The sequence below is a fragment of the Halomonas sp. MMSF_3323 genome, assembly GCF_030733595.1.
GTDB classification, from domain to species: Bacteria; Pseudomonadota; Gammaproteobacteria; order Pseudomonadales; family Halomonadaceae; genus Halomonas; species Halomonas litopenaei.
The window spans coordinates 46,525-65,510 of the sequence record NZ_JASHIT010000033.1; the positions used below are offsets into that span (position 1 = coordinate 46,525).

15 protein-coding genes are annotated in these 18,986 nt (G+C 64.3%); 10 read left to right on the forward strand and 5 right to left on the reverse strand.

Annotation, left to right across the window (positions count from 1 at the left end; all coding sequences use genetic code 11):
- Positions 1 to 101 precede the first annotated feature (101 nt).
- On the forward strand, positions 102 to 596 hold the full coding sequence (locus tag RBB39_RS16365) for a molybdopterin-dependent oxidoreductase (RefSeq protein WP_045993780.1): 495 nt from the start codon (positions 102 to 104) through the stop codon (positions 594 to 596).
- A 6-nt stretch (positions 597 to 602) separates the two neighbouring features.
- On the forward strand, positions 603 to 2,939 hold the full coding sequence (locus tag RBB39_RS16370; RefSeq protein WP_052704432.1) for an ATP-binding protein: 2,337 nt from the start codon (positions 603 to 605) through the stop codon (positions 2,937 to 2,939).
- A 54-nt stretch (positions 2,940 to 2,993) separates the two neighbouring features.
- On the opposite strand, the gene RBB39_RS16375 is transcribed toward RBB39_RS16370, so the two are convergent.
- Both RBB39_RS16375 and RBB39_RS16380 read right to left on the reverse strand, forming a co-directional pair.
- Positions 2,994 to 4,253 carry a threonine ammonia-lyase gene (locus RBB39_RS16375; protein WP_045993779.1) on the reverse strand — a complete coding sequence of 420 codons (1,260 nt, stop codon included), beginning with the start codon at positions 4,251 to 4,253 and terminating at the stop codon, positions 2,994 to 2,996.
- A 125-nt stretch (positions 4,254 to 4,378) separates the two neighbouring features.
- Positions 4,379 to 5,080, reverse strand: a complete 702-nt coding sequence (locus tag RBB39_RS16380; RefSeq protein WP_045993778.1) for a gamma-glutamylcyclotransferase — start codon at positions 5,078 to 5,080, stop codon at positions 4,379 to 4,381.
- A 295-nt stretch (positions 5,081 to 5,375) separates the two neighbouring features.
- On the opposite strand from RBB39_RS16380, the gene RBB39_RS16385 reads away from it, so the two are divergent.
- Positions 5,376 to 5,816: a YtoQ family protein gene (locus RBB39_RS16385; protein ID WP_045993777.1), complete on the forward strand. Its 441-nt coding sequence runs from the start codon at positions 5,376 to 5,378 to the stop codon at positions 5,814 to 5,816.
- Between the two features lie 207 nt (positions 5,817 to 6,023).
- Here RBB39_RS16385 and trxA read toward each other — a convergent pair whose 3' ends face one another.
- On the reverse strand, positions 6,024 to 6,347 hold the full coding sequence (trxA, locus tag RBB39_RS16390; protein ID WP_045993776.1) for a thioredoxin: 324 nt from the start codon (positions 6,345 to 6,347) through the stop codon (positions 6,024 to 6,026).
- A 334-nt stretch (positions 6,348 to 6,681) separates the two neighbouring features.
- On the opposite strand from trxA, the gene cysB reads away from it, so the two are divergent.
- The gene (gene cysB / locus RBB39_RS16395; protein WP_045993775.1) at positions 6,682 to 7,653 is read left to right on the forward strand and encodes an HTH-type transcriptional regulator CysB; all 972 of its coding nucleotides are present in this window, start codon (positions 6,682 to 6,684) and stop codon (positions 7,651 to 7,653) included.
- A gap of 137 nt (positions 7,654 to 7,790) precedes the next feature.
- Here cysB and RBB39_RS16400 read toward each other — a convergent pair whose 3' ends face one another.
- Together RBB39_RS16400 and pabB are read right to left on the reverse strand one after the other, a co-directional pair.
- A complete protein-coding gene (locus RBB39_RS16400) occupies positions 7,791 to 8,582 on the reverse strand; it encodes a phosphoadenylyl-sulfate reductase (protein WP_083970515.1) in 792 nt (263 codons plus the stop codon).
- A gap of 66 nt (positions 8,583 to 8,648) precedes the next feature.
- On the reverse strand, positions 8,649 to 10,013 hold the full coding sequence (gene pabB / locus RBB39_RS16405; RefSeq protein ID WP_045993773.1) for an aminodeoxychorismate synthase component I: 1,365 nt from the start codon (positions 10,011 to 10,013) through the stop codon (positions 8,649 to 8,651).
- A gap of 221 nt (positions 10,014 to 10,234) precedes the next feature.
- Here pabB and RBB39_RS16410 point away from each other — a divergent pair, with 221 nt between their 5' ends.
- The 6 genes from RBB39_RS16410 to RBB39_RS16435 all read left to right on the forward strand — a co-directional run bounded on the left by RBB39_RS16410 (position 10,235) and on the right by RBB39_RS16435 (position 18,803).
- A complete protein-coding gene (locus RBB39_RS16410; RefSeq protein WP_045993772.1) occupies positions 10,235 to 10,972 on the forward strand; it encodes a GntR family transcriptional regulator in 738 nt (245 codons plus the stop codon).
- 28 nt (positions 10,973 to 11,000) lie between these two features.
- Positions 11,001 to 11,894 (forward strand): methylisocitrate lyase, encoded by an 894-nt coding sequence (gene prpB, locus RBB39_RS16415; protein ID WP_045993771.1) that lies wholly within the window; start codon positions 11,001 to 11,003, stop codon positions 11,892 to 11,894.
- A 74-nt stretch (positions 11,895 to 11,968) separates the two neighbouring features.
- Positions 11,969 to 13,096 (forward strand): 2-methylcitrate synthase, encoded by a 1,128-nt coding sequence (gene prpC, locus RBB39_RS16420; protein ID WP_045993770.1) that lies wholly within the window; start codon positions 11,969 to 11,971, stop codon positions 13,094 to 13,096.
- A gap of 173 nt (positions 13,097 to 13,269) precedes the next feature.
- Positions 13,270 to 15,861: a Fe/S-dependent 2-methylisocitrate dehydratase AcnD gene (gene acnD, locus RBB39_RS16425; protein ID WP_045993769.1), complete on the forward strand. Its 2,592-nt coding sequence runs from the start codon at positions 13,270 to 13,272 to the stop codon at positions 15,859 to 15,861.
- Positions 15,861 to 17,063, forward strand: a complete 1,203-nt coding sequence (gene prpF / locus RBB39_RS16430; protein ID WP_045993768.1) for a 2-methylaconitate cis-trans isomerase PrpF — start codon at positions 15,861 to 15,863, stop codon at positions 17,061 to 17,063. The genes acnD and prpF overlap by 1 nt, the downstream gene beginning before the upstream one ends.
- 258 nt (positions 17,064 to 17,321) lie before the next feature.
- Positions 17,322 to 18,803, forward strand: a complete 1,482-nt coding sequence (locus RBB39_RS16435) for a bifunctional 2-methylcitrate dehydratase/aconitate hydratase (protein WP_045993767.1) — start codon at positions 17,322 to 17,324, stop codon at positions 18,801 to 18,803.
- Positions 18,804 to 18,986 lie beyond the last annotated feature (183 nt).

Here is an 18,986-nt window from a genome sequence, read left to right on the forward strand (position 1 = left end):
CCTGAGCGTGAATGCCTTCCCTGGCCGTTGAACTGGCAGTAGCATGTCGCTGGTACGGCAAAAATTCGTCGAGAATGCCGATTTTCAATGGGAGAGGCGTCATGGGATGGCGAACCATCGCGTTGGTGATGCTATGGGGAATGGTCGGACAGGCTCTTGCGCTGGACGCCCCCGGTGGCAGGGTGATCCTCGAGGTGGGTGGGCGCATCGCCGTGACCAATGTGAGTGATGAAGCCCACTTCGACCGCGCCATGCTCGAGGCGCTGCCCCAGCATGTCGTGGTGACCGGCAATCCCTGGATCGATGGTCAGTCTCGCTTTGAGGGGCCGCTGCTCAGCGATGTACTGGCTGCGGTGGAGGCCGAGGGCGACGAACTCAGGGTGGCCGCCATCAAGGACTACGAGACGCTGATGCCGGTGAGCGACGCCCACGAACATGGCGTGATCCTCGCCATGCGCCGCGATGGAGAGCGCATGAGAATCCGCGACAAGGGCCCCTTGTTCGTGGTCTATCCTTTCGACGACCAGCCGGAACTCAAGACCAATATCTACTTCAGTCGATCTGTCTGGCAGGTCGCCCGCATCGACGTCAACTGAGTTCTCATGGCCCATCGTCTGCGCATCAGGATTCCTGCGATCGCTGCCGTCGTCTTCATTGTCGCCGTGATGGTGACAGGAGGGCTGATCTATGACCGCAACAAGGCGATCTACCACCGAGACGTCGACACCGTCACCTGGACCCTGTATCAGTACGATCGCTCGCTGCGCGATCTGCGGCTGGCCATCTGGGAGCGCGGCGATAGCCGGCTGGACGAGACCCTTTTGGATTTCGAACTGCTGTACGGGCGCTTCATGGTGCTGCTGGAGGGCCAGACGAGCAACTTCCTGGATCGCTACGCGACCGGTCGTGAGCTGATCGACGAGCTGGATCGTGGCATGCAACGGCTGGATCGACGCTTCATTGCGGTGGCCGATGGAGACGTTGCCTATGACGCTGCACTGCGACGCGAACTGATAGAGCGTCTCGGCGAAGCGCAGGAACTGAGTCGGCAATTGATGCTGCATCATGGTCGAATCGCCGCGGAAGAGCGCAGCGCGGACATGGGCGTGCTTGGGCGATTGTACATCGCGGTGCTGATCTCGATCCTGCTGTCGCTGATCGCCGGTGGCGTGCTGATTCGTGCGCTGGTGAAGGAGGCGCGTCAGCATCGCCACAAGACCCATTTGCTCGAATCCCAGTCCGAAACCCTGCGCGAGGCCTATCAGCGCATGGAAGTGGCGAATCGCGCGAAGTCCGACTTCATGGCCATCATGAGCCATGAAATCCGCACGCCACTCAACGGCGTGCTGGGCATGGCCGAGCTGCTGCACGACGAACCCTTGAGTGATCAGGGACGCCGCCAGATAGAAGGGCTGCGTGACAGCGCCGCTGGGCTGCGTTCGGTGATCAATGACGTGCTCGACTACACCCGTATCGAGGCAGGGCACCTGGCGGTCGAACGTCAACCCTTCCACCTGTCGAGAATGCTGGAGCAACTCGCGACCGGCTATCAGACCCAGAGCCGCAGCGGGGTGCAGTTCCTGATGCGTGCCGCTCCCGCCTTGCCCACCTGGGTCGATGGCGACGTGCATCGGCTGCGCCAGGTGCTGATGAATCTGCTCAACAACGCCTTCAAGTTCACCGAAAGTGGCTTTGTGATGCTCAGGGTCTCCGACAATGGGGACGGCCGGCTGACCTTCATGGTCTACGATACCGGCTGCGGTATCGCCCAGCAGGACCAGCAGCGCATCTTCGAGCCCTTTGCCCAGACCGATACCGCCCTGTCACGCCGCCATGAAGGTGCCGGCCTGGGGTTGGCGATCTGCTCGCAGCTGGTCGCGGCCATGGGCGGAGAGCTCAAGGTGGAAAGCCAGCCGGAGTCCGGCAGCCGATTCTGGTTCGATCTTCCCTTGCCGGTGGTGGCGGGGGTGGAAGAGGGTGCTGCCAGCACCGGGCAGCAGGAGCCGCTGGAAAGCCAGCACGTGCTGGTGGTCGAGGACAATGCCCTCAATCGTGAGCTGGTGGCCGCCATGCTGACCAGACTGGGACAGACCTGCGAACTGGTGGGCAATGGCGAGCAGGCGCTGGAGGCCCTGGGCCAACGACGTTTTGATCTGGTCTTGATGGACATGCAGATGCCGGTAATGGACGGGCTGGAGACCACGCGTCGCTGGCGCCAGCACGAAGAGGCTCTACGCGAACAGGGCCAGCGGGTCCAGCGTTTGCCGGTCATCGCGGTGACCGCCAACGTCATGCCCGAGCATCATCGCGCCTGTCTCGATGCGGGAATGGACGACGTCATCGGCAAGCCGTTCTCGCGCAAGGAGCTGTCTGCTGCGCTGCGCCGTTACAGCCGGGTGCACGCGGCACCGAGCTCCGCTGACGCGAGTCCATCAGGTGGCGACAATGCCGGCAGGGGGGGCGATGGCAGGGGTTGCGATGTCAGGGCGAGCGATCCGGATCGCGACCTGGATAGCGAGACCTTCGGCGATACTGTCGAAGCGGCACCCGCCGTCGTTGCCCCGATGCTCGAGGATCGGCCCCGGATCGACGAGACGCTGCTCGCCGGAGACACGGTAGAGGAGCTGCGTCAGGTGATGTCGCCCCAGGGCCTGAGTCGCATGGTGGCCAACTATCTGCAGCGTTTCCCGGAGCGGCTCGAGCAGATGCGAGAGGCGCTGTCGGTCGGCGACCACCAGGCACTCGGTCAGATTGCTCATGACGTCAAGGGCGTCTCTGCTTCGCTGGGCTGCCAGGCCCTGGAGGCGCAGGCCGCCCGAGTGGAGCGCATGGCAAACGAAGGCCAGCAGGCGGAACTCGAGACTCAGCTCGAGATACTCGCCCGGCTGGGCCCGGCGACCGGCCAGGCTCTGCGATCGGCGGGGCTGTTGCAGACCTGAAAGCGGCCCTGGGCGGGACCCTTCGATGAGGTGACGTCCCGCCGCTGGCGGGGCCTAGACGTCGCCGGGAGCCACGCCGCTGGCCCAACGTTCGTCCGGATGCACCTCATTGGCCGGCATCACCGGATCGTAGCCCTCGTGGCGCAGGGCCTCGATGACCTCTCGGGTATGTTCGCTGCCCAGCGTCTCCAGGGTGGCTTCGACCTCGGTGGCGCGCAGCGACAGGTCGGTGAAGGTACGCTGGTGGGTGATGCTGATGACGTTGGCGCGCTGCTCGGCGAGCAGTTGGGTCAACTCCGACAGCGAGCCGGGTACGTCGGAGATGCCCACGCGAACCCGCACGATGCGACCAGAGCGCACCAGGCCGCGCTGGATCACCGACGACAGCGCCTGCATGTCGATATTGCCGCCGCACAGGACCAGCCCCACCTTGCGACCGCGGAAGCGCTCCGGCTGGCTCAATACGGCAGCGAGTCCCGCCGCACCGGCGCCTTCCGCGACCGTCTTCTCGATCTCCAGGAACATCAGGATCGCCCGCTCGATGGTGGCCTCGTCGACCAGCAGGATGTCACTGACGTGCTCGCGCACCAGTTCTCGCGTGATCTTGCCGGGCTGCTTGACCGCGATCCCCTCGGCAATGGTAGCGAGGCTGCAGTGGATCTTTTCACCCGCCAGCGCCTGCTGCATGGCGGGAAAGCGGGCGGTCTGCACCCCGATGATCTCGATGTCGGGATTGAGTCCCTTGGCGGCCACGGCGTTGCCGCCGATCAGGCCGCCGCCGCCGATGGGGATGACCAGCGCATCCAGATCCGCCACGTCTTCGAGCATCTCCAGCGCGATGGTGCCCTGGCCGGCAATCACGCGCTCGTCGTCGTAGGGGTGGACGAACACATAGCCGTGCTCCTCGGCCAGGCGAGCCGCGTAGTCTCCGGCCTCGTCCACCCCCTCACCGACCAGGTGCACTTCGGCGCCAAGGGCCCGGGTATTGCTGACCTTGAGATTGGGAGTGTGGCGCGGCATCACGATGACCGCCCGGATGCCGAGCCTTGAGGCGTGGTAGGCCACCGCCTGAGCGTGGTTGCCGGCCGACATGGCGATGACCCCCCGCTGGCGCTCGTCTTCGGACAGGGACAGCAGGTGGTTGAGGGCGCCGCGTTCCTTGAAGGCGGCGGTGAACTGGTGGTTCTCGAACTTGATGTACAACTCGCAGCCGGCCAGCCGCGACAGCGTGGCGGAATGCAGAAAGGGAGTACGGGCGATATGGCCGACGGTCGCATCGGCGGCACGTCGAATGTCTTCAAGGGTCACACTCATCCGGGATCTCCAGCGGGTAACAGACAGATGGCCGGAGGTCGTCCGGCACAAGGTGTCGCCGGCGGGGTCGCCGGCTCGATCCGAGAGCCAGGCGTGGCCGGCATTGCCGAGGGGAAGGGCGGCGCTCAGTCGGTGGTAGCCGGGTGAGTCGCCGCCTGGCGCATTCGACGGCGCAGGGCGGCCGCCAGGCCGAAGACGTGGTCGTCTTCGCCACCCATGGCGTGCAGGGCGTCTGCCAGGTGCAGCAGGTAGTCTCTGTTGGGGCCGCTGGGGCCATGGGCGTGGGCGATCTGCTCGGCGATGCTGTCATCGGAGGCGTCACCGAGATAGGCCGGGTTGGCATCACCGGCGATGTAGACCAGCCCCTCGGCGGTCCTGGCGGTGGTCAGGCCGTCATCGTCGAGCGGGTCATCGACATCAGGCTGATCATTGTCGGCGAGATCGTTGTCCAGAAAATGCAGCGTGACACGCTCACGCAGATAGCCGTTCTTTTCACGCAGGTCCAGGGGGGCCAACACCTCCGGCCCGATCAGGTAGGCCATGCCCAAACACCGCGAGCCCGGCTGGTGGATCAGCGTCGCGACGCGACCAGGAGCCTCAGGAGTGCCGCGATGATCGTGGGAGCCCTGCCAGAACCGGCGGGCGTAGCCTTCGATCAGCGCTGGACGACGTGCGCGATAGGCGAAGTCCGCCTTCCAGATCAGCGAGCCGTAGCCGAACAGCCAGATCGCCTCGCGAGAGCCGAAATGGTCCTGGCGTCGATTGGCTTCCCGGGTGTCCGCGCTGACAGGCGTTGGCCGGTTGGAAGGGGAGTCCTGCGGGTGCATCGAAGATCCTTGTCGAATGAAGTCAGACGGACTGGTGGCGCTCGAGTCGATACCGCCACGCCGACACTGCGCCGGGCAACCGGTTTGTCAGTACAGGAGGCGCGGGTATGATGGTGAGCGCCACGCAAGAAGCCACGAGGGCCAGGTGCCTTGGACCGCCCATAGGCAAATTATCAGCTCCGAAGGCCAGGATGAAGTCCGAATGTCCTGGTCCCTCTTTCGGGTGACGGCCGGTGGCGGCGTCCTGGCACTCCGACAATGATTCATGCAAGACCGAGAAAAAGGAAATGAGGCCATGAGTTTTACCGTCTATCTGTCCGGTGAGATCCACACCGACTGGCGTGAAGAGATCAAGCAGGGAGCCAGAGACGCCGGGCTCGACGTGGTGTTCACCCAGGCGGTGACCGACCATGATGCCAGCGACGCCGCCGGAGACATGCTGGGCGTGCCGGAAAGTGGCTTCTGGCGGGATCACCAGTCTTCCAGGGTCAACGCCATCCGGACCCGGACCCTGATCGAGCAGAGCGATCTTGTGGTGGTGCGCTTCGGTGACAAGTACAAGCAGTGGAACGCGGCCTTCGACGCCGGCTACTGCTCGGCTCTCGGCAAGCCCTATGTGACGCTGCACGGCGAGGACATCGTGCATCCGCTCAAGGAGGTCGATGCCGACGCCCAGGCCTGGGCCACGACCACCGACCAGGTGGTAGAGATCCTGCGCTACGTGCTGCGGGACTGATGTCGGCGCTGCCTCGAGCCTCGCACGATGGCATCCACTGGCGAGGGCGGGCACTGCCATTGCCCAAGGCCGTGGCTTCAGCGATAACGCTCGGGGCAGTAACGACATGGCCCGGGATCCTGAAGGAGGATCCCGGGCCATGTTTCAGGGGCCTTGGCCCCTGGCTGGACGTCCCGTCTGGTGACGGCAGAGGTCGCCAGCGCTGTATCAGGCGTTCTGGTCGATGAACTGGGTCAGCTGGGACTTCGACTGGGCACCTACCAGGGATGCCACCTTGGCACCTGACTTGAACAGCATCACGGTGGGGACGCCACGCACGCCCTGCTCGGCGGCGATTTCCGGGGCATCATCGACGTTGATGCTGACGACCTTGAGGGCGCCGTCACGCTCCTCGGCGACTTCATCGACCACCGGTGCCATGACCTTGCAGGGGCCACACCAGGGAGCCCAGAACTTCAGCAATACCGGGGAGTCGGCCTGCAGAACTTCCTGCTCGAAGTTGGCATTGGTGACATCGACATTGTTAGCCATGTGTTTCTCCATCTACGTTGCGCTTCATCGAGCGGAATGTGGGACATGTCTGCCATGTCCGGTGGGACGATGGTAGCGGTCGGCCCATACGCTGGCAAATATTGGGTCGATAGTTTCTTAGTCAGCTTACGAATCGCTGCATCTCATCTCATTATGCTATAAAGTAATCACAAAGGTGGTTTTTTATGGCGCTTTGGCATGTTGTCATGCCCGAGGTCCAGTGCTTGAACCCGGGCAAGGACGCTGTCACGCCGCCAGCGCGATGGCTCCAGTCTAGTCCGCTTCCGCGACCACCGTGCCAATCCGTCGACTTCGGACGAGGTAAGCCCCGGCCATGAAATTACAGCAGCTGCGCTATATCTGGGAGGTTTCCCGCCACAACCTGAATGTGTCGGCTACCGCTCAGAGTCTTTTTACCTCTCAGCCAGGCATATCCAAGCAGATTCGTCTGCTGGAAGACGAGCTTGGCGTGGAGATCTTCGCGCGCAGCGGCAAGCACCTGACTCGCGTGACACCCGCAGGGGAGGCGATCATCGAGCTGGCAGGCCAGGTGCTCAGGCTGACCGCCAACATCAAGGATGTGGCCCAGGAACACAGCGACGAGCGGCGGGGCAGCCTGTCCATCGCCACCACCCATACCCAGGCGCGCTACTGCCTGCCGCCGGTGATCCAGAACTTTACCCAGCGCTACCCGGATGTCGCTCTGCATATGCAGCAGGGGACGCCCAAGCAGATCGCTCAGATGGTCAGCGAGGGACAGGCCGACTTCGCCATTGCCACCGAGTCGCTGGAACTGTTCAACGACCTGGTGTTGCTGCCGTGTTATCGCTGGAACCGCTGCATCCTGGTGCCGCGGGATCACCCCCTGGCCGAGGTCGAGCGTCTGGGACTCGACGAACTGGCCAAGCATCCGCTGGTGACCTACGTGTTCGGTTTCACCGGACGCTCGCAGCTCGACGATGCCTTCCGTGCCCGTGGACTCTCTCCCAATGTGGTGTTGACCGCCGCCGACGCCGATGTGATCAAGACCTACGTGCGTCTGGGGCTGGGGGTCGGCATCGTGGCGCACATGGCGGTGGACGAAGTGCTCGATGAGGATCTGGTAGCGCTGGACGCCAGCCATCTGTTCGAGAGCTCCACGACCAAGATCGGTATCCGCCGCGGCACCTTCATGCGCGGCTACATGTATGACTTCCTGCAGCAGTTTGCCGACCATCTGGACCGTGATCTGGTCGACGCTGCCCTGGCAGCGGGACCGCGCCATGAACACGCGCTGTTCGAAAAGATCAGCCTGCCGGTGCGCTGACCGCGGCGAGGTGGCACCAGGCGAGCTTCACTGACGTCGTCATGAACGGCGTCGTCATGAACCGAAAGGCCCCGGACTCAAGCGAGTCCGGGGCCTTTGCGATCTTGTGAGGCTGTGCAGCCAGGTACCTCAGAACGTCAACTGGTGGCCGCCTGGGGCAGGTTGAGGGCATGCAGCCCGCATTCCTTGCCACCCTGGTCTTCCCACCACCAGCGACCCTCACGTTCATGCTGGCCCGGCAGAGTGGGGCGGGTGCAGGGGGCGCAGCCGATACTGACGTAGCCCTTTTCGTGCAGGGCGTTGTAGGGCACATCGAAGGAGCGAATGTAGTTCCACACGTCTTCGCTGGTCCAGTGGGTCAGCGGGTTGATCTTGTAGAGCGGTTGATCGTCACTGCCGAAGGCGGTGTCGCGCTCGGCGATCTGCAGCTTCGAACGGGTGCCCGGGCTCTGGTCCCGACGCTGCCCGGTGACCCACACCGGCAGGCCTGCCAAGCGCTGGCGCAGCGGCGCGACCTTGCGGATGCCGCAGCACTCGTGGTGACCGTCCTGATAGAAGCTGAACAATCCCTTCTCGCTGGTCAGCGCCTGCACTGCCTGCTGATCGGGGAAGCGAATATCGAGCTCGATATCATAGTGATTGCGGACTCGTTCGAAGAACTCGTAGGTCTCGGCGTGCAGACGCCCGGTGTCCAGGCTGAACACCTTGACCTTGTCCTTGGGCGCGACCTTGAGCGCCAGGTCGACGAGCACCACGTCCTCGGCGCCGGAGAATGACACGGTCAGTTCGCCGAAGGCCTCGTAGGCGGCTTTCAGGATATTCTTGGGTGTCGCCTGGTCATTGGCCAGGACAAACGCATTGGGGTCAAAGGACGTCACGGCGACCTCCACTGGGGGTTTTGCCGATACCCTACCAAAACCCGCCGCCATCGCCCCAATATCGATTGGTTCGGTTCTTATATAGCGTTTATCGATTAGCGGTAAGGTTTCTTATTACTATTTGGCAGGTGTGCCCAGGGCGGCCATTAGATGGCGAATCTTGTCCTGGGTTTCTGTGTACTCGGCCTGTTCCCGAGAATCCGCCACCAGGCCACCACCGCCCCAGATGTGCAGTCGGCCGGCATCGGCGACCAGGGTACGGATGGCGATGGACGTATCCATATGGCCACGCACATCGACGTAGCCGAGGCTACCGCAGTAGGCGCAGCGTCGATCCGGCTCCAGTTCGTCGATGATCTGCATGGCGCGAATCTTGGGGGCGCCGGTGATCGAGCCGCCGGGGAAGGCCGCTTCCAGCAGCTTGAGCGGTGGCGTCTCGTCGGGTAGGCGTCCCTTCACCACGCTCACCAGATGGTGAACATTGGCGTAGCTTTCCAGTCCGCACAGTTGGGGGACCTTCACCGTGCCGGGCTGACACACACGACCCAGATCATTGCGCAGAAGGTCCACGATCATCACGTTCTCGGCGCGATCCTTGATGCTCGAGGACAGCTCCTGTGCCAGGGCTGCATCCTCCTGCTCATTGGCCCCCCGTGGCCGTGTTCCCTTGATCGGACGCGTCTCCACCTCGCCCTGGCGGCTTTCGACGAAGCGTTCGGGCGACAGCGACAGCAGCGCCTGTTCGCGCCCTGCGCACTGCCAGGCCATGAAGCCGGCGAAGGGGGTCGGCGTCGCGTCACGCAGGCGGAGATAGGCCTGCCACAGGTCTCCCCGGTAATCCGCCGAATACCGTTGAGCCAGATTGATCTGGTAGCAGTCTCCGGCACGGATATAGTCCTGCACCCTGGCAAAGCGATCGCGGTAGCCCGCTTCGCTCAGGTTGGAGGTGAAGGCGGAGCTCAGCGAAAAGTCGCCGGCAGGTGTCGCTGTCGCCAGCCAGGTCTGTACCTGCTGGCGCCGTTCGGGGGAGGCGACGAGAAGGCAGCGGCGCTCCTGGTGGTCCTGGATCAGCGCCCAGTCATACAGGCCAAGCCGGGCCTGAGGCAGTGCGGTGGCGGTCTGTGAAGGCCCTTCGATTCCCGCCAGTTGCCGGCCCAGGTCGTAGCTCCAGTAGCCGATCAGCCCGCCGACGAAGGGAAGATCAAGCGGCTGGCGTGGACGGGGCAGGCGTTCGAGCAGGCGCTGCTGAGCGTCGAAGGCGGAACCCTCGAGGGCCCTGCCGCTCGAGTCTCTGGGCAGACCATGCTGATCGACTTCCAGCCATTCGATGGGGTCGCTCGAGAGGATATCGAATCGTCCGCCGGGGGCCTGGGGCCGGCCGCTGTCCAACAGCACCGCCCCGGGCCTCGAGCGCAGAGCCTCGAAATAGCGCAGGGGGGTCGCGTGGTAGGGCAGGGAGGTGGTCTGGAGCTCGGCGTTCATTCGGGGCCTCGGGCGTTGCAGGCGGCATATTCTACGGGCAACGACAGGGCTTGTCGTTGTGGAAGGATGGCGCGAGTCAACGCTGCATTGTCGACAGGACAAGGAAGATGGATGGCATTGTCTACAACCAATGGTTAAGGTTATGAGCCTGATCAGGCCATTGACCCGCGCCTTGGCGTATCTTACATTTCCGTTATCCCAACATTGTCGACAATGATCCCATGACCAGCGCCGAATACGAGACCCCCGCCACCCCCGAAGTCAGAACCCTCGCCGAGCGGGTCTTTCATCAATTGCAGGACGCCATCGTCCGGGGAGAACTGGCGCCGGGCAGCAAGATCACCGAGCCGGGACTGTCCAAGGCCTACGGTATTTCTCGTGGGCCGCTGCGCGAGGCCATGCGACGACTCGAGGCTCACCGGCTGATCGAACGGGTACCCCATGTGGGTGCCAGGGTGGTCAAGCTGTCGATGAAGGAGCTGATGGAGCTGTTCGACGTGCGCGAGGCGCTGGAAAGCATGGCCGCCAGGATCGCCGCCGAGCATATGACCGCCAGCGAGATCGCCGGCCTCCGAGAAGTGCTGGCAGTGCACGAGAAGCAGGCGGATCTTGCCAGCGGTGAGGCCTACTATCAGCGCGAGGGCGATCTGGACTTCCACTATCGTATCGTGGTGGGCAGCCACAATCGCATGCTGATGGCCCTCTTGTGCGACGACCTCTATTACCTGGTCCGGATGTATCGCACCCAGTTCAGCGCCAGCGGTGCACGTCCGCAGAAGGCCTTCGTCGAGCACCACCGTATCGTCGACGCCATCGAGGCGGGTGACGCCGAGCTGGCTGAGCTGCTGATGCGTCGCCACGTCAGCGCCTCCCGCGAGAACGTGATGGCGCGCTACGCCGCCTCGCTGGAGGGGCGCGACGAACCCCAGGTGGTCGCCGGCAACGGCCTGGTGACCTGATCTTACTTTCCCCTGACTGGAGCCCCCCATGACATCCTCGTCCACTTCGACCCCTGGTGCCCGCTTTCGTGCGGCGCTCAACGCCAATAGCCCGCTGCCCATCGTCGGCACCATCAACGCCTACACCGCGATGCTGGCCGAGCGGGTCGGGCATCAGGCGATCTATCTGTCCGGCGGTGGCGTTGCCAATGCTTCCTTCGGGTTGCCGGACCTGGGCATGACCACCATGAACGATGTGGTGGAAGACGCCCATCGCATCTGCGGGGCCAGTGACCTTCCGCTGTTGGTGGACATCGATACCGGCTGGGGGGGCGCCTTCAATATCGGGCGTACAGTCAAGGAGATGCAGCGGGCCGGGGTCGCTGCCGTGCACCTGGAAGACCAGGTGGCGCAGAAGCGCTGTGGCCATCGCCCCAACAAGGCGATCGTGTCCCAGCAGGAGATGGTGGATCGGGTCAAGGCGGCTGCCGACGCGCGCATCGATCCGGAGTTCTACCTGATCGCCCGTACCGATGCCTTCCAGAAGGAAGGACTCGACGCGGCCATCGACCGTGCCAACGCCTGCATCGAGGCCGGTGCCGATGCGATCTTCGCCGAGGCGGTGCACACCCTCGACGACTATCGCGCCTTCTGCGAGCGGGTGGATGCCCCGATCCTGGCCAACATCACCGAATTCGGCGCCACCCCGCTGTTCAGTCAGCAGGAACTGGCCGAGGTGGGGTGCAGCATGGTGCTCTACCCGCTGTCGGCGTTCCGCGCCATGAACGCTGCCGCGCTCAAGGTCTACCAGAGCATTCACGACAACGGACACCAGCGCGACGTGGTCGACACCATGCAGACCCGCGATGAACTCTACGACGTGCTGGGCTACCACGACTTCGAGCGCAAGCTCGACGCGCTGTTCGACGAGGGCAAGGACTGAGAGACCCTCGGGCGTCCAGCACGCCTTTCATGCCTTTTTATAACAACGACCAATGACGAAAATGGAGATACGCCATGGCTGATAAACCGATTGGAGGAGCCGGTCTGCGGGGACAGAGCGCCGGTGCGACTGCACTGTGCACCGTGGGCCAGAGTGGCTCGGGCCTGACCTATCGCGGCTATGACATCAAGGAACTGGCGGACAAGGCCCGCTTCGAGGAGGTGGCCTACCTGCTGCTCAAGGGCAAGTTGCCCAACCAGAGCGAGCTGAACGCCTACATCACCAAGTTGAAGGGCCTGCGCGGTCTGCCCGAGGCGCTCAAGACGGTACTCGAGCAGATCCCGGCGGACGCCCACCCGATGGACGTGATGCGTACCGGTGCTTCGATGCTCGGCAACCTGGAAACCGAGGCCGACTTCAGCCAGCAGCAGGACGTCTCCGATCGCCTGTTGGCGGCGCTGCCCTCGATCATCTGCTACTGGTACCGCTTCAGCCATGATGGCGTGCGCATCGACACCGAGACCGACGATGAGTCCGTGGGCGGGCACTTCCTGCACCTGCTGCGTGACGAGCCGGCCTCCGAGCTGCATGCCAGGGTGATGAACGTCTCGCTGATCCTCTACGCCGAGCACGAGTTCAACGCCTCGACCTTTACCGCTCGTGTCTGTGCATCGACTCTGTCCGACATGCATTCCTGCGTCACCGGGGCCATCGGCTCCCTGCGTGGCCCGCTGCATGGCGGCGCCAACGAGGCGGCGATGGCGATGATCGAGAACTGGCAGAGCGCCGAAGAAGCCGAACGCGAAACCCTCGGCATGCTCGAGCGCAAGGAAAAGATCATGGGCTTCGGACACGCCATCTATCGCGAGTCCGACCCGCGCAACGCCATCATCAAGCACTGGTCGAAGAAGCTCGCCGACGACGTGGGCGACACCCGCCTGTACCCGGTGTCCGAGCGGGTCGAAGCGGTGATGTGGCGCGAGAAGAAGCTGTTCTGCAACGCCGACTTCTTCCACGCCAGCGCCTATCACTTCATGGATATCCCGACCAAGCTGTTCACCCCGATCTTCGTGTGTTCTCGGGTGACCGGCTGGTGCGCCCACGTGTTCGAGCAGCGCGAGAACAATCGCATCATCCGCCCCAGCGCCGACTACACCGGCCCGGCCCACAGCGAATGGGTACCCATCGAAGAGCGTGACTGAGCCCGGGGCTCTCCCGAAGGTACCCCAACGGTATCCCGAGGCTCGAGCGGCGGGGCGCGCGCATGGTCATGGTTGTGGTCATGGTCATGCGCAGGCACAAGTGGCTCCGCCGCCTTCCTACCATATTCGCGCCGCGAGGGCCGTGCCCTCGGGCGCCCGAGACCGTGACGCCCATGAACACCGACTATCGCAAGCCCCTGCCGGGGACCGACCTTGACTACTTCGATACCCGGGAGGCGGTGGACGCCATCTCTCCCGGCGCCTACGACCGACTGCCCTACACCTCCCGGGTGCTGGCCGAGAACCTGGTGCGCCGCTGTCCGCCGGAGGATCTCACGGCGGCGCTGTCCCAGATCATCGAGCGCAAGCGCGAACTCGACTTTCCCTGGTTCCCTGCGCGGGTGGTGTGCCACGACATCCTCGGGCAGACGGCGCTGGTCGACCTGGCCGGCCTGCGTGACGCCATCGCCGAGAAGGGTGGTGATCCGGCCAAGGTCAATCCGGTGGTGCCGACCCAGCTGATCGTCGACCATTCGCTGGCGGTGGAGCACCCGGGATTCGAGGAGGGCGCCTTCGACAAGAACCGCGCCATCGAGGATCGGCGCAACGAGGACCGCTTTCACTTCATCAACTGGACCCGCGAAGCCTTCGAGAACGTCGACGTGATCCCCCCCGGCAACGGCATCATGCACCAGATCAACCTGGAGAAGATGTCGCCGGTGATCCAGGCCCGTGACGGCGTGGCCTTCCCCGACACCCTGGTGGGTACCGACAGCCACACGCCCCACGTGGACGCCCTCGGCGTGATCGCCGTCGGGGTGGGCGGGCTCGAGGCCGAAAGCGTGATGCTGGGGCGTGCCTCCTACATGCGACTGCCTGACATCGTCGGGGTGGAGCTCAGCGGCAAGCCCCAGCCTGGCATCACCGCCACCGATATCGTGCTGGCGCTGACCGAATACCTGCGCAGCGAACGGGTGGTGTCGAGCTATCTCGAGTTCTTCGGTGAAGGCGCGGGGCACCTGACACTGGGTGATCGTGCCACCATCTCCAACATGACGCCGGAGTATGGCGCCACCGCCGCGATGTTCTACATCGACGATCAGACCCTCGACTACCTCAAGCTGACCGGGCGCGAGCCGGAGCAGATCGAACTGGTGGAGACCTACGCCAAGGCCGCCGGCCTGTGGGCCGACAGCCTCGTCAACGCCGACTACGAAAGGGTGTTGCACTTCGACCTGTCCAAGGTGGAGCGCACCCTGGCGGGGCCTTCTAGTCCACACAACCGGGTCTCTACGCGGGAGCTTGCCAGTCGCGGTATCGCCGCTCCTTACGAGCAGAAGGACGGCGAGATGCCCGATGGCGCGGTGATCATCGCCGCCATCACCAGCTGTACCAATACCTCCAATCCGCGCAACGTCATCGCCGCGGGGCTTCTGGCCAAGCGCGCCAACGAGCTGGGCCTGACCCGCAAGCCCTGGGTCAAGACCTCGCTGGCGCCGGGGTCCAAGGCGGTGCAGCTGTATCTGGAGGAGTCGAACCTGCTCGGTGAGCTCGAGCAGCTCGGCTTCGGCATCGTCGGTTTCGCCTGCACCACCTGCAACGGCATGAGTGGTGCGCTCGATCCGGTGATCCAGAAGGAGGTGGTCGAGCGTGATCTCTACGCCACCGCCGTGCTGTCGGGTAACCGCAACTTCGATGGGCGTATCCACCCCTACGCCAAGCAGGCGTTTCTGGCCTCTCCGCCGCTGGTGGTGGCCTACGCCATCGCCGGCAGCGTGCGCTTCGATATCGAGAAGGACGCCCTGGGCGAAGACGCCGAGGGCAACCCGATCACCCTGAAGGATCTGTGGCCGGCGGATGACGAGATCGATGCGATCATCGCCGAGAGCGTCAAGCCGGAGCACTTCCGCGACGTCTACATCCCGATGTTCGACACCACCTTCGACAGGTCGAAGGACATCAGCCCGCTGTACGACTGGCGCGAGATGAGCACCTATATCCGGCGTCCGCCGTACTGGGAGGGTGCGCTGGCCGCCGAGCGCTCGCTGACCGGGCTGCGCGCCCTGGCGGTGCTGGGGGACAACATCACCACCGACCACCTGTCGCCGTCCAATGCCATCCTGCCGACCAGCGCGGCGGGGGAGTACCTGGCCAAGATGGGCCTGCCGGAGGAGGACTTCAATTCCTACGCCACCCATCGAGGTGATCACCTGACCGCCCAGCGGGCGACCTTCGCCAACCCCAAGCTGATCAACGAAATGGCGGTGGTCGACGGTGAGGTCAAGCAGGGCTCACTGGCTCGCCTCGAGCCCGAGGGCGAGGTCATGCGCATGTGGGAGGCCATCGAGACCTACATGGCGCGCAAGCAGCCGCTGATCGTGATCGCCGGGGCCGACTATGGTCAGGGTTCCTCCCGTGACTGGGCCGCCAAGGGGGTGCGTCTGGCCGGTGTCGAGGTCATCGTGGCCGAGGGCTTCGAGCGCATCCACCGCACCAACCTGATCGGCATGGGGGTACTGCCGCTGCAGTTCGAGGAGGGGACCACACGCAAGACCCTCGGCATCGACGGCAGCGAGACCTTCGATGTCCGCGGCGACATCCAGCCGGGGGCCAGCCTGACCCTGGTGATCAAGCGGCGTGACGGAGAAAGCGTCGAGGTGCCGGTGACCTGTCGTCTCGACACCTTCGAGGAGCTGTCGATCTACGAAGCCGGTGGCGTGCTGCAGCGTTTCGCCCAGGACTTCCTCGAATCGGAGGTGGCGTGATGGCCGGTTTTGCTCCGCAGCTCCGCATTCCCGCCATCTACATGCGTGGCGGCACCAGCAAGGGCACCTTCCTGCGCAAGGACGACCTGCCCGAGGCCGCGCGTGAGCCCGGCCCCGTGCGCGACGCCCTGCTGATGCGTCTGGTCGGTAGCCCCGATCCCTACGCCAAGCACACCGACGGCATGGGTGGCGCCACCTCCAGCACCAGTAAGGTGGTCATCGTCAGCGCCAGCGAGTCGCCGGATCACGATGTCGACTATCTGTTCGGCCAGGTGGCCATCGACAAGGCCTTTGTCGACTGGAGCGGTAACTGCGGCAACCTGTCCTCGGCGGTCGGTCCCTTCGCCATCGAGAGCGGACTGATCCCGCCTGAGCGAATTCCTGCCGACGGCGAGGTGGAGGTACGCATCTGGCAGGCCAACATCGAAAAGACCATCGTCGCCCGAGTGCCGATACAGGACGGTCAGGTGCAGGAAAGCGGTGACTTCGAGCTCGACGGCGTGGCCTTCCCCGCCGCCGAGATCGGCCTGGCCTTCAAGGACCCCGCCGACGGCGAAGGGCGGATGTTCCCGACAGGCCAGGTGGTGGATGAACTCGAGGTTCCCGAGGAGGTGGTGGCCGGAGGTCGCATTCAGGCAACCCTGATCAATGCCGGTATTCCGACCATCTTCGTCAGCGCGGCCGACCTTGGCTATGACGGCACCGAGCTTCAGGACGATATCAATTCAGACCCCGCCACCCTCGATCGGCTCGAGACGCTACGGGCCCACGGCGCGCTGAAGATGGGTCTGATCTCGAGACTCGAGGAGGCCGCGAGCCGTCAGCACACGCCGAAGCTGGCCTTCGTCGCCTCGCCTCGGGGCTACCGGGCGTCCAGCGGCAAGCAGATCGACGAAGGCGATATCGATCTGCTGGTGCGGGCCATGTCCATGGGCAAACTGCATCACGCCATGATGGGCACCGCGGCCGTGGCCATCGGAGTGGCCGCCGCGGTGCCGGGGACCCTGGTCAGCCAGGCCGCCGGCGGCGACGATGGGCGCAGTTCGGTGGTCTTCGGTCATCCCTCCGGCACCCTGCGGGTCGGGGCGCGAGCTGAACAGCTGGACGGGGAATGGACCGCCACGGAGGCGACCATGAGCCGCAGTGCCCGCATTCTGATGGAGGGCAAGGTCAGGGTGCCGGCGGACGTCCTCGATTCATAACGCTCTCGACCGATGAAGCCCGCCAGTGTCGATACTGGCGCCAGTGGCGCACCACGACGATACTGACAACGGACCTTTTGCATTAGCGCCGCCGCCAGGCGGCGCTGTCGTTCTCCCCCATTCTCGAACCTCTCGCCATCCGCCCACGCTGGTCCTCGGACTCCCGGCCCCTGCCCTGATACAGGCACAGGCTCAGGCCCTGGCTCAGGTGCAGGCACGCCGGCAGCGGGCGATAGCGCTCACTGGAAGGAGGCAGACATGAGCACCGTCGAATCCAATGTTCGTCCCGACTACGACGACGAACTCAAGGCCATCGCCGACTATGCGCTGGACGCCGTCATCGATAGTGACGAGGCCTTCGATACCGCACGCCACTGCCTGATGGATACTTTGGGCTGTGGCCTGCTGGCATTGCGCTTCCCAGAATGCACCAAGCATCTGGGGCCGCTGGTGGAAGGCACCCAGGTGCCATGTGGCTCGCGGGTGCCTGGCACGTCCTATCGACTGGACCCGATCAAGGCGGCCTTCGATATCGGAGCCATGGTGCGCTGGCTGGACTACAACGATACCTGGCTCGCGGCGGAGTGGGGGCACCCGTCGGACAATCTGGGCGGTATCCTGGCGGTGGCCGACCATCTCTCACAGTGCCGCGTGGCCAGAGGCGAAGCCCCGTTGGTCATGCACGAGGTGCTCGATGCGATGATACGGGCACACGAGATACAGGGCGTGCTGGCGCTGGAGAACTCGTTCAATCGTGTCGGACTGGACCACGTGTTACTGGTCAAGGTGGCGTCCACTGCCGCTATCGCCAGGCTGCGCGGCGCCAGTCGTGAGCAGACGCTGTCGGCGCTATCCCATGCCTTCGTCGACGGTCAGAGCCTGCGCACCTACCGCCACGCTCCCAATGCCGGTTCGCGCAAGAGCTGGGCCGCCGGTGACGCCACCTCGCGGGCGGCGCGTCTGGTGGACATCGCGATGCGCGGGGAAATGGGCATACCCGGCGTCCTGAGCGCTCCCCAGTGGGGCTTCTGTGATGTCTCCTTCAGTCACTCCAATCGTGATCTCTCGCTGAAACCCGAGGACACCCGGCGTCTACGCCTGCCTCAGTCGTTTGGCAGCTACGTGATGGAGAACATCCTGTTCAAGCTGTCCTTCCCCGCAGAGTTTCATGCCCAGACGGCCTGCGAGGCGGCGGTCACCCTGCACCCCGAGGTCAAGGGGCGGCTGGATGAGATCGAGCGCATCGAGCTGACTACCCATGAGTCGGCAATACGCATCATCTCCAAGGAAGGGGCGCTGGCCAACCCGGCAGATCGAGACCACTGCCTGCAGTACATGGTGGCGGTACCGCTGATGCTGGGTGAGCTTCAGGCCGAGCACTACGAGGATGACTTTCATCAGGCTCATCCGGAGATCGATGAGCTGCGGGCAAGGATGGTGGTCGTCGAGGACGAGGGCTATACACGGGACTATCTGGACCCGGACAAGCGATCGATCGCCAACGCGGTCAGGGTGGTGTTCACCGATGGTAGTGCGACCGACAAGGTGGAGGTGGCCTATCCCATTGGTCATCGCCGTCGTCGCGAAGAGGGCATGGCGGTGCTCGAGGCCAAGTGTCGACGCCACCTGGCCACCCGATTCGCCCCCGGACGTTGCGACGAGATCATGACGCTGTATCAGGACGCCGAGCGCCTGGCGGCGACGCCGGTTCATCGCTTTGTCGATCTGCTGGTGCTGTAGAGACCAACGAGGGGAGGGCGGTGGCTTGGGCAGCGTGGGCAGCGCTGTCCCCGGGCGTACCCATGGGCCTGCAAAATCCGTCGCCGGGCAGGCTTAGCCTTTGGTCGAAATTTTTTTACACGAAGTGCTTGCCAAGGCCGGCCCCGATCCGTAAAGTACGCATCCGCTGCCGACGACGAGCAA

Excerpts from the sequence above, each read along its gene's own strand:
- RBB39_RS16365 (WP_045993780.1), top strand. The coding sequence starts at position 102 with ATGGGATGGCGAACCATCGCGTTGGTGATGCTATGGGGAATGGTCGGA.
- RBB39_RS16370 (WP_052704432.1), top strand. The coding sequence starts at position 603 with ATGGCCCATCGTCTGCGCATCAGGATTCCTGCGATCGCTGCCGTCGTC.
- RBB39_RS16375 (WP_045993779.1), bottom strand. The coding sequence starts at position 4,253 with ATGAGTGTGACCCTTGAAGACATTCGACGTGCCGCCGATGCGACCGTC.
- RBB39_RS16380 (WP_045993778.1), bottom strand. The coding sequence starts at position 5,080 with ATGCACCCGCAGGACTCCCCTTCCAACCGGCCAACGCCTGTCAGCGCG.
- RBB39_RS16385 (WP_045993777.1), top strand. The coding sequence starts at position 5,376 with ATGAGTTTTACCGTCTATCTGTCCGGTGAGATCCACACCGACTGGCGT.
- trxA (WP_045993776.1), bottom strand. The coding sequence starts at position 6,347 with ATGGCTAACAATGTCGATGTCACCAATGCCAACTTCGAGCAGGAAGTT.
- cysB (WP_045993775.1), top strand. The coding sequence starts at position 6,682 with ATGAAATTACAGCAGCTGCGCTATATCTGGGAGGTTTCCCGCCACAAC.
- RBB39_RS16400 (WP_083970515.1), bottom strand. The coding sequence starts at position 8,582 with ATGGCGGCGGGTTTTGGTAGGGTATCGGCAAAACCCCCAGTGGAGGTC.
- pabB (WP_045993773.1), bottom strand. The coding sequence starts at position 10,013 with ATGAACGCCGAGCTCCAGACCACCTCCCTGCCCTACCACGCGACCCCC.
- RBB39_RS16410 (WP_045993772.1), top strand. The coding sequence starts at position 10,235 with ATGACCAGCGCCGAATACGAGACCCCCGCCACCCCCGAAGTCAGAACC.
- prpB (WP_045993771.1), top strand. The coding sequence starts at position 11,001 with ATGACATCCTCGTCCACTTCGACCCCTGGTGCCCGCTTTCGTGCGGCG.
- prpC (WP_045993770.1), top strand. The coding sequence starts at position 11,969 with ATGGCTGATAAACCGATTGGAGGAGCCGGTCTGCGGGGACAGAGCGCC.
- acnD (WP_045993769.1), top strand. The coding sequence starts at position 13,270 with ATGAACACCGACTATCGCAAGCCCCTGCCGGGGACCGACCTTGACTAC.
- prpF (WP_045993768.1), top strand. The coding sequence starts at position 15,861 with ATGGCCGGTTTTGCTCCGCAGCTCCGCATTCCCGCCATCTACATGCGT.
- RBB39_RS16435 (WP_045993767.1), top strand. The coding sequence starts at position 17,322 with ATGAGCACCGTCGAATCCAATGTTCGTCCCGACTACGACGACGAACTC.